The sequence below is a fragment of the Burkholderia ubonensis genome (assembly GCF_902833085.1).
Taxonomy (GTDB): Bacteria; Pseudomonadota; Gammaproteobacteria; order Burkholderiales; family Burkholderiaceae; genus Burkholderia; species Burkholderia ubonensis.
This window is the reverse complement of sequence record NZ_CADFEB010000004.1, coordinates 378261-392329: the sequence shown is the minus strand read 5'-3', so window position 1 is coordinate 392329 and position 14069 is coordinate 378261. Positions and strand designations below refer to the sequence as shown.

Here is a 14069-nt window from a genome sequence, read left to right as displayed (position 1 = left end):
TGCGTAAGCCGGCGCTCAGTGGCCGGAGAATTCGGTGACGGTATAGACGGGCAGACCCGCGTTGCGCAGCAGCGCCGAGCCGCCGAGATCCGGCAGGTCGATGATCGCCGCGCCCTCGACGACGACCGCGCCGAGCCGCTGCAGCAGGTTGCGCCCCGCCATCATCGTGCCGCCGGTCGCGATCAGGTCGTCCATGATGATCACGCGATCGCCGGGCCGGCACGCATCCTCGTGGATCTCGACGGTCGCGCTGCCGTATTCGAGATCGTACGATTCGCGCTGGGTCTTGTACGGCAGCTTGCCGACCTTGCGGATCGGCACGAAGCCGACGCTCAGCTCATACGCGACGATCGGCGCGATGATGAAGCCGCGCGCGTCGAGGCCCGCCACGTAGTCGAGCTTCGCGTCGACATAGCGCTCGACGAACAGGTCGACCAGCACGCGCAGCGCCTTCGGGCTTTGCAGCAGCGTCGTGATGTCGCGGAACTGCACGCCCGGCTGCGGCCAGTCGGGCACCGTGCGGATCTGGCTGTGAATGAAGGCGGCCGGATCGACCGGCGCCCCCGACGACGAATGCGGCATGAAACTCTCCGAAAAAAACGGTGCGCGACGTTTCGGGCACCGTTCAGAAAATACGGGTCAGGTTATGGATCGCCGCTCACGCGGCCGTGGCCGGCGGCTCGCGCCGATGGCGCGACAGGCGCTCTTCGGCAAGCGCCAGCGCTTCGGGCAGCCCGCGCAGCACGACGATGTCGCTCGCGCGCAGCTTGGTCTGCGGATCCGGCTCGACGCCGCGAATCCCGTGCCGGCGGATCGCCGTCACCTCGATCCCGAGCACGAACAGCCCGAGCTCTTCCAGCGAGCGCCCGACCGCGTCCGCGCGCGCGTCGACCGGCACCGATTGTAGCCGCACCTGCTCGTGGTCGTCGTCGTCCGCGTCGTCGGCGCCGCGGAAGTAGCCGCGCAGCAGGCTGTAGCGCTCGTCGCGCATCTCCTCGACGCGCCGCACGACCTTGCGCATCGGCACGCCGACCAGCACCAGCGTATGCGACGCGAGCATCAGGCTGCCCTCGACGATTTCCGGGATCACCTCGGTCGCACCGGCGGCGAGCAGCTTCTCCAGGTCGGCGTCGTCGACGGTGCGCACGATCGCCGGCAGCGTCGGCTCGAGCTCGTGCACGTGGTGCAGCACGCGCAGCGCCGACGGCGTGTTCGCATAGGTGATCGCGACCGCCGCCGCGCGGTGGATGCCGGCCGCGAGCAGCGACTCGCGGCGCGCCGCGTCGCCGAACACGACCGACTCGCCCGCGGCCGCGGCCGCGCTCACGCGATCGGGGTCGAGGTCGAGCGCGACGTACGGAATCCCTTCCTGCTCGAGCATCCGCGCAAGGTTCTGGCCCGCGCGGCCGTAGCCGCAGATGATCACGTGGCCGCGCTGCTTGAGGCTCTGCGTCGCGATCCGGGTCATCTGCAGCGACTGCTGCATCCATTCGGTCGACGACAGCCGCATCACGATCCGGTCGGCGTTCTGGATCAGGAACGGCGCGGCGAGCATCGACAGCAGCATCGACGCGAGAATCGCCTGCAGCAGCGTCGCATCGACGAGGTGCTTGTCGAGAATCAGGTTCAGCAGCACGAAGCCGAATTCGCCGGCCTGCGCGAGGCCGATGCCGGTGCGCATCGCGACGCCCGGCGTCGCGCCGAACAGCCGTGCGAGCCCCGTGATCATCGTGCCCTTGAACAGGATCTGCCCGACGAAGAAGCCGAACACGAGGAGCGGATGCTCCCAGATCACGCGCGGGTCGAGCAGCATCCCGGTCGTCACGAAGAACAGGCCGAGCAGCACGTCGCGGAACGGCTTGATGTCCTCCTCGACCTGATGGCGGAACGGCGTCTCGGCAATCAGCATCCCCGCGATGAACGCGCCGAGCGCGAGCGACAGCCCGAACTTGTCGGTGAAGAACGCGGCGCCCAGCGTGACGAGCAGCAGGTTCAGCACGAACAGCTCCTGCGAGCGGCGCCGCGCGACGACGTTGAGCCAGCGGGTCATGAAGCGCTGCCCGACGATCAGCAGCAGCGCGAGCGCGATCACGATCTTCACGGCCGCGAACCCGAGCGTGAGCACCAGGTCCTTCGACGACTCGGCGCCGAACGCGGCGATCACGATCAGGAGCGGCACGACGGCCAGGTCCTGGAACAGCAGCACGCCGAAGATGTTGCGGCCGTGCTCGGTCTCGATCTCGAGGCGCTCGGCGAGCATCTTCGACACGATCGCCGTCGACGACATCGCGAGCGCGCCGCCGAGCGCGATGCAGCCCTGCCACGTGATGTGCATCCAGCGCTCGAACAGCGCGCCGAGCACGAGCGCGAGCACGAGCGTCGCGACCACCTGCAGCAGCCCGAGGCCGAACACGAGCCGCTGCATCGCCCGCAGCTTCGCGAGCGAGAACTCGAGGCCGATCGAGAACATCAGGAACACCACGCCGAATTCCGCGAGATGCTCGGCCCGCTCGAGGTCCGCCGCGACGCCGAACGCGTGCGGGCCGACCAGGATGCCGACGGTCAGGTAGCCGAGCATCGGCGGCAGGTTCAGCGAACGGAATACGACGACGCCCACCACCGAAGCCAGCAGCAGCAGAAGCGTCATTTCGAGGGGGGAAATCACAGGCGAAGCGTCCTCGGTCGTCGGGGCCACGGCAAAGCAGGCGCGGCATGGTGGCGGGAGACAGGCGACATCGGACGAGTCCGAACGGCCGGCGCGGCGAACAAACGCCTTTGCTATACTCCGCGCATGATAGCGAAAATCAATGATGATCGGGCGCTCGCGCTCGCCCGCGACGTGCTCGACATCGAGGCGGACGCCGTGCGCGCGCTGAGCGACCAGCTCGACGGCGACTTCGTCAAGGCCGTCGCGCTGCTGCTCGGCTGCGGCGGCCGCGTGGTGGTCTCCGGAATCGGCAAATCGGGGCACATCGCCCGCAAGATCGCGGCCACGCTGGCCAGCACCGGCACGCCCGCGTTCTTCGTCCATCCGGCCGAGGCCAGCCACGGCGACCTCGGGATGGTCACGGCCGACGACGTGTTCATCGGCATCTCGTACTCCGGCGAGTCGGAAGAGCTCGTCGCGATCCTGCCGCTCGTGAAGCGGATCGGCGCGAAGCTGATCGCGATCACGGGCCGCGCCGAATCCAGCCTCGGCCAGCTCGCCGACGTCAACCTGAACGCCGCGGTCGCGAAGGAAGCGTGCCCGCTCAACCTCGCGCCCACCGCGAGCACGACCGCCGCGCTCGCGCTCGGCGACGCGCTCGCGGTCGCGGTGCTCGACGCGCGGGGCTTCGGCTCCGAGGATTTCGCGCGCTCGCACCCGGGCGGCGCGCTCGGCCGGCGCCTGCTCACCTACGTGCGCGACGTGATGCGCACCGGCGACGAGATTCCGTCCGTCGGGCTCGACGCGACGCTGTCCGACGCGCTGTTCCAGATCACCGCGAAGCGGCTCGGGATGACGGCCGTGGTCGGCGCCGACGGCAAGGTCGCCGGGATCTTCACGGACGGCGACCTGCGCCGCGTGCTCGAGCGCGACGGCGATTTCCGCCGGCTGCCGATCGTCGACGTGATGACGCGCCAGCCGCGCACGATCGGGCCGGATCACCTCGCGGTCGAGGCGGTGGAACTGATGGAGCGCCACCGGATCAACCAGATGCTGGTGGTCGATGCCGACGGTGCGCTGATCGGCGCGCTGAACATGCACGACCTGTTCTCGAAGAAGGTGATCTGATGACCGCTGCGCTGACCGCAGCCGAGCGCGCGAGCCGTGTGAAGCTGATGATTTTCGACGTCGACGGCGTGCTGACCGACGGCGGCCTGCTGTTTACGGCCGCCGGCGACGCGATGAAGTCGTTCAATTCGCTCGACGGGCACGGCGTGAAGCTGCTCGGCGAGGCCGGCATCGCGACCGCGATCATCACGGGCCGCAAGTCCGAGATCGTCGCCGCGCGCGCGAAGGAAATGAAGATCGCGCACCTGTTCCAGGGCGCCGAGAACAAGCTTGCCGTGTTCGCCGAGCTGGCCGCGTCGCTCGGCATCGCGCCGGACGCATGCGGCTACATGGGCGACGACTGGCCCGACCTGCCGGTGATGCTGCGCTGCGGCTTCGCGACCGCGCCGGCCAACGCGCACCCCGAGGTGATCGCCCGTGCGCACTGGGTCGCCGAGGCCCGCGGCGGCCAAGGCGCGGTGCGCGAGGTCTGCGACACGATCCTGCGCGCGCAGCGCCGCTACGACGCGCTGCTCGCGCAAGCCTGCGGGGCCTGACGGATGAATCCTCAATTCCGCTGGACCCAGCTGCTGCCGCTCGCCGCGGTCGCGGCGCTCGCGGGCATCACCTGGTGGCTGCTGCAGGCGACGCTGCCGCCGCCCGGCGAAGGCCCCGCGCAGCAGAAGCAGCACACGCCCGATTATTTCGCCGACAACTTCTCGGTGACCGAGCTCGACCAGTCGGGCACGACCCAGTACCGGCTGACCGCGGCGAAGCTGATCCACTACGAGGACACCGAGTCGAGCGACCTGACCACCCCGGCGATGCGTGCGTTCCAGCCCGGCAAGCCGGTCGTGACGACCACCGCGAAGCGCGGCACCGTCAACGGCGACGTGTCGATCGTCGACCTGTATGACGACGCGCGCATCCTGCGCGCCGCGGGCGGCGGCGATCCGCAGATGCAGGCGGATTCCCAGCATTTCCGGATCTTCGTCAATGATGATGTGATCCAGACCGAAAAGCCGGTTAAACTTCAGCGCGGCCTGTCGCTCGTCAACGCGACCGACGGCATGAAGTACAACAACGTCACCCGGGTCATCGAGCTTTACGGCAACGTGCGCGGCACGATTGCCGCGTCGGACGCTTCCGGCGGCTCGAAAGGTCAACCCAAGTAACTCATCCCACGCGTGACTGCATGAACGAATCGTTCCCGTGTCAGATTTACGGCGGCGCCCGGCGCGTCGCCCGCGCCGCGCTCGCCGCGACGCTCGTGGCGCTCCCGCTGGCCGGGCTGGCGCCGCTCGCCCATGCCGAAAAGGCCGATCAGGGCAAGCCGATCAACGTCGAAGCGGACAACCTGACCTACGACGACCTGAAGCAGGTCACCATCGCGACCGGCAACGTCGTGATCACGAAGGGCACGATCATCATCAAGGGTGATCGCGTCGAAGTGCGGCAGGATCCGGAAGGCTATCAGTACGCAACGTCGTACGGCAGCGGCAAGAAGCACGCGTCGTTCCGCCAGAAGCGCGAAGGGCTCGACGAGTACATCGACGGCGACTCGGAACGCATCGACTACGACGGCAAGCAGGACCTGACGACGCTCACGACCGCCGCGACCGTGCGCCGCCTGCAGGGCACGTCGACGATCGCCGACACCGTGCACGGCAGCGTGATCACCTACGACGGCCAGCGCGACTTCTACACGGCGCGCGGCGGCAAGGACGTCGCGGCGCCGGGCAACCCGAACGGCCGCGTGCGCGCGATGCTGTCGCCGCGCAACGGCGGCCCCGCCCCGCTGAACGGCGCGCCGGCCAAGCTGGCGCCGTCGACCACGATCCAGGGGGCGCCGGCCCAATGAACGCGTTACCGAACCGCCAGCCGGCCGGCACCAGCAGCTCGCTCGTCGTGCGCAACCTGAAGAAGCGCTACGGCTCGCGCACGGTGGTCAAGGATGTGTCGCTCGACGTGAAGAGCGGCGAAGTCGTCGGCCTGCTCGGCCCGAACGGCGCCGGCAAGACCACGTCGTTCTACATGATCGTCGGGCTCGTGCCGCTCGACGCGGGCGAAATCTCGCTGAACGGCAGCTCGATCAGCCTGCTGCCGATCCACAAGCGCGCGTCGCTGGGGCTGTCGTACCTGCCGCAGGAAGCGTCGGTGTTCCGCAAGCTGACCGTCGAGGAAAACATCCGCGCGGTGCTCGAGCTGCAGCACGACGACGGCGGCAAGCGCCTGTCGAAGGACGCGATCGCGTCGCGCACCGAGGCGCTGCTCGACGAGCTGCAGATCGGCCACCTGCGCGAGAATCCGGCGCTGTCGCTGTCCGGCGGCGAACGCCGCCGTGTCGAGATCGCGCGCGCGCTCGCGACCAACCCGAGCTTCATCCTGCTCGACGAGCCGTTCGCGGGCGTCGACCCGATCGCGGTGCTCGAAATCCAGAAGATCGTCAAGTTCCTGAAGCAGCGCAACATCGGCGTGCTGATCACGGACCACAACGTCCGCGAAACGCTCGGCATCTGCGACCACGCGTACATCATCAGCGACGGTACCGTGCTCGCCGCCGGCGCGCCGAGCGAAATCATCGAGAACGAAAGCGTGCGCCGCGTCTATCTCGGCGAACATTTCCGCATGTAACCCGTCGTCGAGGACGCGCCCCGCCCGGTCACGCCGCGCGGGGCGGCGCCCTGTTTACAGTCCCGTTCGCGGCCGGACGGGCGCCGCGCGTAATCGCGGATGGCTCAAGGCGCCTGGGTCGTGGCAAACTCCCGGTATGACTCCCTCCTTGCCATGAAAGCCAGCCTTCAACTCCGCCTGTCGCAACACCTGGCGCTGACGCCGCAACTGCAGCAGTCGATCCGGCTCCTGCAGCTGTCGACGCTCGAACTGCAGCAGGAAGTGGCGATGGCGGTCGCCCAGAATCCGCTGCTCGAAAGCGACGACGAATGGATCGCGAGCCCGCTGCGCGTTGCCGCGGACGGTTCGCTGATCGCGCAGACGCCGCCCGCGTCGAACTCCGAGCCGATGGCGGCCACGAACGGCGCCGGCCAGACCGGCGAGCGCACCGAACGCGACGAGCCGGCCGCGGCCGACGACTACGACGGCTACGCCTCCGGCGACAGCGACGGCCCGCAATGGAACCTCGACGAATTCGGCCGCGCGAGCGGCGCGTCGGATGACGACGACCTGCCGCCGCTGCAGGTCCAGGAAGCGGCGACGTCGCTGCGCGACCACCTGTCCGCGCAGCTGCGCGTCACGCAGGCCGGGCCGCGCGACCGCGCGCTCGTGATGTTCCTGATCGAATCGCTCGACGACGACGGCTACCTGACCGCCACGCTCGACGAGGTGCTCGCCGACCTGCCGCCCGAACTCGAAGTCGATTGCGACGAACTGAACGCAGCGCTCGCGCTGCTGCACAGCTTCGACCCGGCCGGGGTCGGGGCCCGCTCGGCGTCCGAGTGCCTGAAGCTGCAATTGTTGCGGCTCGATCCGTCCCCGACGCGCACGCTCGCGCTCGAGATCGTGTCGCAATATCTCGAACTGCTCGCCGCGCGCGACTTCACGCGGTTGCGCAAGCACCTGAAGGCGAACGACGACGCGCTGCGCGACGCGCACGCGCTGATCCGCTCGCTGGAGCCGTTCCCGGGCGCCGCGTACGGCAAGGCCGAAGCGGACTACGTCGTGCCCGACATCATCGTGAAGAAGGTCGGCCAGGGCTGGCAGGCGGAGCTGAATCCCGAAGTCGTGCCGCGCCTGCGGATCAACAATCTCTACGCGAACATCCTGCGCAACAGCCGCGGCGATCCGTCCGCGGGTTCGCTCAAGCAGCAGCTGCAGGAAGCGCGCTGGCTGATCAAGAATATCCAGCAGCGGTTCGACACGATCCTGCGAGTTGCGCAGGCTATTGTCGAACGTCAGAAGAATTTCTTTGCGCACGGCGAAATCGCCATGCGCCCCTTGGTTTTGCGGGAAATAGCTGATACGCTGGGCCTACACGAGTCGACTGTCAGCCGTGTGACAACCGGGAAGTACATGCTGACCCCGTTCGGGACGCTTGAATTTAAGTACTTCTTCGGATCTCACGTCTCGACCGACACCGGTGGCGCCGCATCGTCGACCGCCATCCGTGCCCTGATCAAGCAACTGATAGGAGCCGAAGACACCAAATCGCCTCTTTCGGACAGCCGAATTGCCGAACTGCTGGCAGAACAAGGCTTCGTGGTCGCGCGCCGCACGGTTGCCAAGTATCGCGAAGCCCTCAAGATCCCGGCAGTGAATCTGCGCAAGTCTCTTTAAGCCTGCTGCCTGCCCGGCGGCAGGCGTGTTCCGGCCACCGCGCATACGGGGAACAGGCCGGGCGACCTGTCCGCCAACTGCCGCACCGTGCGGCACGGGCATGTCGACCGGAGCGCCGCCTCGATGCGGCCGCGTGGTCACTCGCTTGGAGAAGCACTATGAACCTGAAGATCAGTGGACATCATCTCGAAGTCACGCCTGCAATTCGCGAATACGTGATCACCAAGCTGGACCGGGTGCTACGGCATAGCGATCAGGTGATCGATGGCACTGTGATCCTCTCGGTCGACAACCACAAGGAAAAGGACAAGCAGCAACGCGCGGAAATCAATCTGCATCTGAAGGGCAAGGACATCTTCGTCGAAAGCGCAAACGGCAACCTGTACGCGGCAATCGACCTGCTGATCGACAAGCTGGACCGCCAGGTCGTGAAGCACATGGAGCGCCTGCAAACGCACGCGCACGATCCGATCAAGCTTCAGCCGGCGGTCGAGCAGTTCGAGCAGATCGAAGTGCCGCCGCAATAACCTGCCATAGCCGCATCGCCACGCCGCCCGGTTCGCCGGGCGGTTTTTTTTGTGTCCCGCGCAGCGCCTTGCGCATCCGCGCCACGCTCGCGCCCGTGTTCTATAATGCTTCGGTTATTGCCGGGGGGCGTTGGGTACGGTCGCCGTGCCTTGCAGGTCTCCATCGCCTAACGCCTTGATATTGCCAAACATGGAAAATCAGTCTGCCGCCGCGAGGAGACCCCAGGCCGCCCTATCGCCTGCCAACATGAATCGCCTAGCCAAAATCCTGCCCCTAGAGAACGTCGTCATCGACCTCTCCGTCACCAGCAAGAAACGCGTCTTCGAACAAGCCGGGCTGATGTTCGAGAATCAGAACGGCATCGCCCGCAGCACCGTCACGGACAACCTGTTCGCGCGCGAGCGCCTCGGCTCGACCGGGCTCGGCGAAGGCGTCGCGATTCCGCACGGGCGCATCAAGGGCCTCAAGCATCCGCTCGCCGCGTTCGTGCGGCTCGCCGATCCGATTCCGTTCGAGGCGCCCGACGGCCAGCCCGTTTCGCTCCTGATCTTCCTGCTCGTTCCCGAGCAAGCCACCCAGCAGCATCTCGAGATCCTGTCGGAAATCGCGCAGCTGCTGTCCGACCGCGATGCGCGCGAGCGTCTGCACAACGAACCGGATCGCGCGGAGTTGCACAGCCTGCTCACTCAGTGGCAACCTTGAGTTGATCCGGGCGGTACATTTTCCCGAACCAGGCGGCACGCGCCGCCGTCCCGGGCCGCCCGGCGCCGGCCCGGCGTGGCGACGACCGTCGCTGCGCGCACCGGCTCATTGACCGGCTCACTGGAGTGACGGACTCATGGATACGTCCAGCATCAACGCCCAGAGCATCTTCGACGACAACGCCGCCACGCTGAAGCTCAGCTGGCTGACGGGGCATGAAGGCTGGGAACGCGGCTTTTCCGCGGATACCGTCGCCAATGCGACGTCGAGCGCCGACCTCGTCGGCCACCTGAACCTGATCCACCCGAACCGGATCCAGGTGCTCGGCGAAGCCGAGATCGACTACTACCAGCGGCAGACCGACGAAGACCGCTCGCGCCACATGGCCGAACTGATCGCCCTCGAACCGCCGTTCCTCGTCGTCGCCGGCGGCGCCGCGGCGCCGCCCGAACTGGTGCTGCGCTGCACGCGCTCATCGACGCCGCTGTTCACGACGCCGATGTCCGCCGCCGCGGTGATCGACAGCCTGCGCCTCTACATGTCGCGCATCCTCGCGCCGCGCGCCACGCTGCACGGCGTGTTCCTCGACATCCTCGGGATGGGCGTGCTGCTGACGGGCGACTCGGGCCTCGGCAAGAGCGAACTCGGCCTTGAGCTGATCAGCCGCGGCCACGGCCTCGTCGCCGACGACGCGGTCGATTTCGTGCGCCTCGGCCCCGATTTCGTCGAAGGGCGCTGCCCGCCGCTGCTGCAGAACCTGCTCGAAGTGCGCGGCCTCGGCCTGCTCGACATCAAGACGATCTTCGGCGAGACCGCCGTACGGCGGAAAATGAAGCTGAAGCTGATCGTGCAGCTGGTGCGGCGCCCCGACGGCGAGTTCCAGCGCCTGCCGCTCGAAAGCCAGACGGTCGACGTGCTCGGCCTGCCGATCAGCAAGGTCACGATCCAGGTCGCGGCCGGCCGCAACCTCGCGGTGCTGGTCGAGGCGGCGGTCCGCAACACGATCCTGCAGTTGCGCGGCATCGACACGCTGCGCGATTTCATGGATCGGCAACGACTCGCGATGCAGGATCCCGATAGCCAGTTCCCCGGCAAGCTCGTTTAACCGGTGCAGGCGCACGGCGCGGGCGCGTCGTGCCGGTGCTATGATGAAACGTCAGGATTTTCTGCTTCCCATGCGCATAGTTCTCATCACCGGCATTTCCGGCTCCGGCAAGTCCGTCGCGCTGAACGCGCTGGAGGACGCGGGCTTCTACTGCGTCGACAACCTGCCGCCGCACGTGCTGCCCGAGCTGGCCCGCTACCTGGCCGAGGAAGGCCAGCGGCAGCTCGCCGTCGCGATCGACGCGCGCTCGAGCGCGTCGCTCGACGAAATGCCCGGCCTGATCCGCGCGCTGTCGCGCGAGCACGACGTGCGCGTGCTGTTCCTCAACGCGAGCACCCAGGCGCTGATCCAGCGCTTTTCCGAGACGCGCCGCCGCCATCCGCTGTCCGGCTCGCCGTCGCACGACGCCGACGTCGGCCTGCTGTCGTCGCTCGAGGAGGCGATCGAGCGCGAGCGCGACCTGGTCGCGCCGCTCGCCGAATTCGGCCATCAGATCGACACCAGCAACCTGCGCGCGAATGCGCTGCGCAGCTGGGTCAAGCGGTTCATCGAGCAGAAGGACCACGACCTGATGCTGACGTTCGAATCGTTCGGCTTCAAGCGTGGCGTGCCGCTCGACGCGGACCTGATGTTCGACGTGCGCGCGCTGCCGAATCCGTACTACGACCATGAGCTGCGCCCGCTCACCGGGCTCGACCAGCCGGTCATCGCGTTTCTCGACGCACTGCCGATCGTCCACCAGATGATCGACGACATCCATGCGTTTCTCATCAAATGGCTGCCGCACTTCCGCGAAGACAATCGCAGCTACCTGACCGTCGCCATCGGCTGCACGGGCGGGCAGCATCGCTCGGTCTTCATCGCGGAAACGCTCGCCACGCGCCTCGCGGCCGAGGCGAACGTGATCGTGCGGCATCGTGACGCACCGGTGGATGTCGGCGCGTCGTCGCGGCTCGTGACTGCGGTCGCAAGACCCTAGCGACGCCGCTTCCCCGTCAGCGCGCCATGTCCTCTCTCTCCACCACCCTGCTCGACCTGCCGCTGTTTCCGCTGCATACCGTGCTGTTTCCCGGAGGGCTGCTGCCGCTCAAGGTGTTCGAGGCGCGCTATCTCGACATGTCGCGCGCCTGTCTGCGCGACAACGCGCCGTTCGGCGTCTGCCTGCTGAAAAGCGGCCCGGAAGTCGCGCAGGAAGGCGCGGTGTCGGTGCCGGAAACGATCGGCTGCATGGCGCGCATCGTCGAATGCGACACCGGCGAATTCGGGATGCTGTTTCTGCAGGCGATCGGCACGCAGCGCTTCGAACTGCTGTCGTACCGCGTTGAGGCGAACGGGCTGCTCGTCGGCATCGCGGAGCCGCTGCCCGACGACATTCCCCTCGAAGGCGAGCAGGCGCTCGCGCAGTTCGGCGCGTGCGCGGAGGTGCTGGAGCGCATCATCGATGCGCTGAAGCAGAAGAACGAGCCGGACAAGCTGCCGTTCTGCGAGCCGTTCCGGCTCGACGATCCGAGTTGGGTGTCGAACCGCCTGGCCGAACTGCTGCCGCTCGATCTGCGCGCGCGGCAGAAGCTGATGGAGTTTCCCGACGTCGGCGCGCGCATCGACGCCGTGCATCATGTGCTGAACCGGCACGGCTGGCTCTGAGCGCCCGCCGCGCGAGTTACAGCAGCGGCCCGCTCAACGCATCGAGCAGCTTGCGCACCGGCGCGGGCACGCCGTACGCGTCGAGTCCGCTCAGCGGCACCCATGCGGTTTGCGCGTCCTGTGCGACGACGTCACCGCCGCCGCCCTCGCCCATTTCGCTCAGCCGCGGCTCGATTTCGAGCTTGAAATGCGTAAACGTGTGCGTGAGCGGCGCGAGCGGAACCGGCCCGCCGCCGCCCAGACCGCGCGCGCGGTCGGCGAGCGCGGCGTCGCCGTCGGCTTCCGGCAGGCTCCACAATCCGCCCCAGATGCCCGCCGGCGGCCGCCGCTCGAGCAGCACCGCGTCGCCGTCGCGCAGCACGAGCATCCAGGTCTTGCGCGTCGGCACCTTCTTCTTCGGGCGCGCGGCCGGCAATTCGCGCTGCCGGCCGGTGGACTGCGCGACGCAATCGCCGGCAAACGGGCAGCGCGCGCAATCCGGCTTGCCGCGCCCGCACAGCGTCGCGCCGAGATCCATCAGGCCCTGCGTATACGCGCTCACGTCAGCTGCATTCGCGGCATCGGGCAGCAGCGATTCGGCCAGCGCCCACATGTCGTTCTCGACGCGCTTCTCGCCGGGGAAGCCTTCGACGCCGAACACCCGCGCGAGCACGCGCTTCACGTTGCCGTCGAGAATCGTCGCGTGCGCGCCGAACGCGAACGACGCGATCGCCGCCGCGGTCGAGCGGCCGATGCCGGGCAGCTCGGCGAGCGCGTCCGGCGTCGCCGGGAACGCGCCGCCGTGCTCGGCGGCCACCACCTGCGCGCAGCGGTGCAGGTTGCGCGCGCGCGAGTAGTAGCCGAGGCCCGCCCATAGCGCCATCACGTCGTCGGCCGGCGCGGCGGCGAGCGCGGCGACGTCCGGAAAGCGCTCGAGAAAGCGCAGGTAGTACGGCACGACGGTCGACACCTGGGTCTGCTGCAGCATGATTTCCGACAGCCAGATGCGATAGGGATCGCGTGTGTTCTGCCACGGCAGGTCGTGGCGGCCGTGCGCGCGCTGCCACGCGATCAGGCGCGTGGCGAACGTGCGGTGCAGCGGCGTAACGGGAAACGGAGCGGGAGCGGTACGGGGCGGCTTCAAGATGACGAGAAAATGGACAAAGGTTTCAACGCTGGCACGTCGGACAGAAATAGGTCGACCGCTGGCCCTGCACGATCTGCCGGACCGGCGTGCCGCACACACGGCAAGGCAGGCCCGCGCGATCGTAGACGAAACAGTCGAGCTGGAAGTAGCCGCTCTCGCCGTTGCTGCCGACGAAATCGCGCAACGTGCTGCCGCCGCGCTCGATCGCGTCGGCGAGCGTCGCGCGCACGGCATCGGCCAGCCGCTCGTAACGCGGCAGCGACACCTTCCCGGCGGCGGTGGTCGGCCGGATCCCGGCGCGGAACAGGCTCTCCGATGCATAGATGTTGCCGACGCCGACGACGATGTCGCCCGCGAGCAGCGCCTGCTTCACCGACACCGAGCGCCCGCGCGTGCGCGCATGCAGCAGCGCGCCGCTGAAGGCCGGCGAGAACGGTTCGACGCCGAGGCTCGCGAGCAGCGGGTGCGCGTGCACGTCGCCCGCCTCGCGCGGATGCCACAGCACGGCGCCGAAGCGGCGCGGATCGCGGTAGCGCAGCACGAATTCGTCGAAGATCCAGTCGATGTGGTCGTGCTTCGCGGCGGCGGGCGGCGCGCCGGCGGTCGGCAGCACGCGCAGCGTGCCCGTCATGCCGAGATGCACGATGAACCAGCCGGCGTCGACCTCGAACAGCAGGTACTTGCCGCGCCGCTCGACGCCGAGCACCTCGCGCGCGCGCAACTGCTCGGCGAGCCCGGCCGGCACCGGCCAGCGCAGCATCGCGGTACGGACGTCGACGCGCTCGACGCGCCGCCCCGCGACAAAGGGTTCGATACCCCGGCGCGTCACTTCGACTTCTGGCAACTCTGGCATGTTCTGCGGGTCTCAAACTGATGGTCGTGATTGTGCGTGTATTGTAGCGAGCGCGTTACAATCG

15 protein-coding genes are annotated in these 14069 nt (G+C 68.0%); 11 read left to right on the top strand and 4 right to left on the bottom strand.

The window, feature by feature from the left end:
- Positions 1-15: 15 nt before the first annotated feature.
- The gene (locus HWX31_RS13055) at positions 16-582 is read right to left on the bottom strand and encodes an adenine phosphoribosyltransferase (RefSeq protein ID WP_059612821.1); all 567 of its coding nucleotides are present in this window, start codon (positions 580-582) and stop codon (positions 16-18) included.
- A gap of 76 nt (positions 583-658) precedes the next feature.
- Complete coding sequence (locus tag HWX31_RS13050) at positions 659-2665, bottom strand: monovalent cation:proton antiporter family protein (protein ID WP_174964391.1); 2007 nt, start codon at positions 2663-2665, stop codon at positions 659-661.
- 126 nt (positions 2666-2791) lie between these two features.
- On the opposite strand from HWX31_RS13050, the gene kdsD reads away from it, so the two are divergent.
- The 11 genes from kdsD (at position 2792) to HWX31_RS12995 (ending at position 12026) form a co-directional block, all read left to right on the top strand.
- On the top strand, positions 2792-3775 hold the full coding sequence (gene kdsD, locus HWX31_RS13045; protein WP_059613267.1) for an arabinose 5-phosphate isomerase KdsD: 984 nt from the start codon (positions 2792-2794) through the stop codon (positions 3773-3775).
- On the top strand, positions 3775-4311 hold the full coding sequence (locus HWX31_RS13040) for a KdsC family phosphatase (protein ID WP_059612827.1): 537 nt from the start codon (positions 3775-3777) through the stop codon (positions 4309-4311). The genes kdsD and HWX31_RS13040 overlap by 1 nt, the downstream gene beginning before the upstream one ends.
- Before the next feature lie 3 nt (positions 4312-4314).
- Positions 4315-4929 (top strand): LPS export ABC transporter periplasmic protein LptC, encoded by a 615-nt coding sequence (gene lptC / locus HWX31_RS13035; RefSeq protein WP_042586337.1) that lies wholly within the window; start codon positions 4315-4317, stop codon positions 4927-4929.
- 20 nt (positions 4930-4949) lie between these two features.
- The gene (lptA, locus tag HWX31_RS13030; RefSeq protein WP_059612832.1) at positions 4950-5615 is read left to right on the top strand and encodes a lipopolysaccharide transport periplasmic protein LptA; all 666 of its coding nucleotides are present in this window, start codon (positions 4950-4952) and stop codon (positions 5613-5615) included.
- On the top strand, positions 5612-6388 hold the full coding sequence (gene lptB / locus HWX31_RS13025) for an LPS export ABC transporter ATP-binding protein (protein WP_010090668.1): 777 nt from the start codon (positions 5612-5614) through the stop codon (positions 6386-6388). Before lptA ends, lptB begins: the two co-directional genes overlap by 4 nt.
- Positions 6389-6541: 153 nt before the next feature.
- Positions 6542-8047: an RNA polymerase factor sigma-54 gene (locus HWX31_RS13020; protein WP_174964392.1), complete on the top strand. Its 1506-nt coding sequence runs from the start codon at positions 6542-6544 to the stop codon at positions 8045-8047.
- 158 nt (positions 8048-8205) lie between these two features.
- Positions 8206-8574, top strand: a complete 369-nt coding sequence (gene hpf / locus HWX31_RS13015; RefSeq protein ID WP_010090666.1) for a ribosome hibernation-promoting factor, HPF/YfiA family — start codon at positions 8206-8208, stop codon at positions 8572-8574.
- A 190-nt stretch (positions 8575-8764) separates the two neighbouring features.
- Positions 8765-9277, top strand: coding sequence for a PTS sugar transporter subunit IIA (locus HWX31_RS13010; protein WP_059758585.1), 513 nt, complete (start codon positions 8765-8767; stop codon positions 9275-9277).
- A gap of 136 nt (positions 9278-9413) precedes the next feature.
- Entirely contained in the window at positions 9414-10382 is a 969-nt protein-coding gene (gene hprK / locus HWX31_RS13005; RefSeq protein WP_010090664.1) for an HPr(Ser) kinase/phosphatase, read from the top strand.
- A 70-nt stretch (positions 10383-10452) separates the two neighbouring features.
- Positions 10453-11361, top strand: a complete 909-nt coding sequence (gene rapZ, locus HWX31_RS13000) for an RNase adapter RapZ (protein WP_059661755.1) — start codon at positions 10453-10455, stop codon at positions 11359-11361.
- A 26-nt stretch (positions 11362-11387) separates the two neighbouring features.
- A complete protein-coding gene (locus HWX31_RS12995; RefSeq protein ID WP_042586341.1) occupies positions 11388-12026 on the top strand; it encodes an LON peptidase substrate-binding domain-containing protein in 639 nt (212 codons plus the stop codon).
- 16 nt (positions 12027-12042) lie between these two features.
- On the opposite strand, the gene mutY is transcribed toward HWX31_RS12995, so the two are convergent.
- The gene (gene mutY, locus HWX31_RS12990; protein ID WP_174964393.1) at positions 12043-13149 is read right to left on the bottom strand and encodes an A/G-specific adenine glycosylase; all 1107 of its coding nucleotides are present in this window, start codon (positions 13147-13149) and stop codon (positions 12043-12045) included.
- 25 nt (positions 13150-13174) lie between these two features.
- Entirely contained in the window at positions 13175-14005 is an 831-nt protein-coding gene (gene mutM, locus HWX31_RS12985; protein WP_059612844.1) for a bifunctional DNA-formamidopyrimidine glycosylase/DNA-(apurinic or apyrimidinic site) lyase, read from the bottom strand.
- Between the last annotated feature and the right edge of the window lie 64 nt (positions 14006-14069).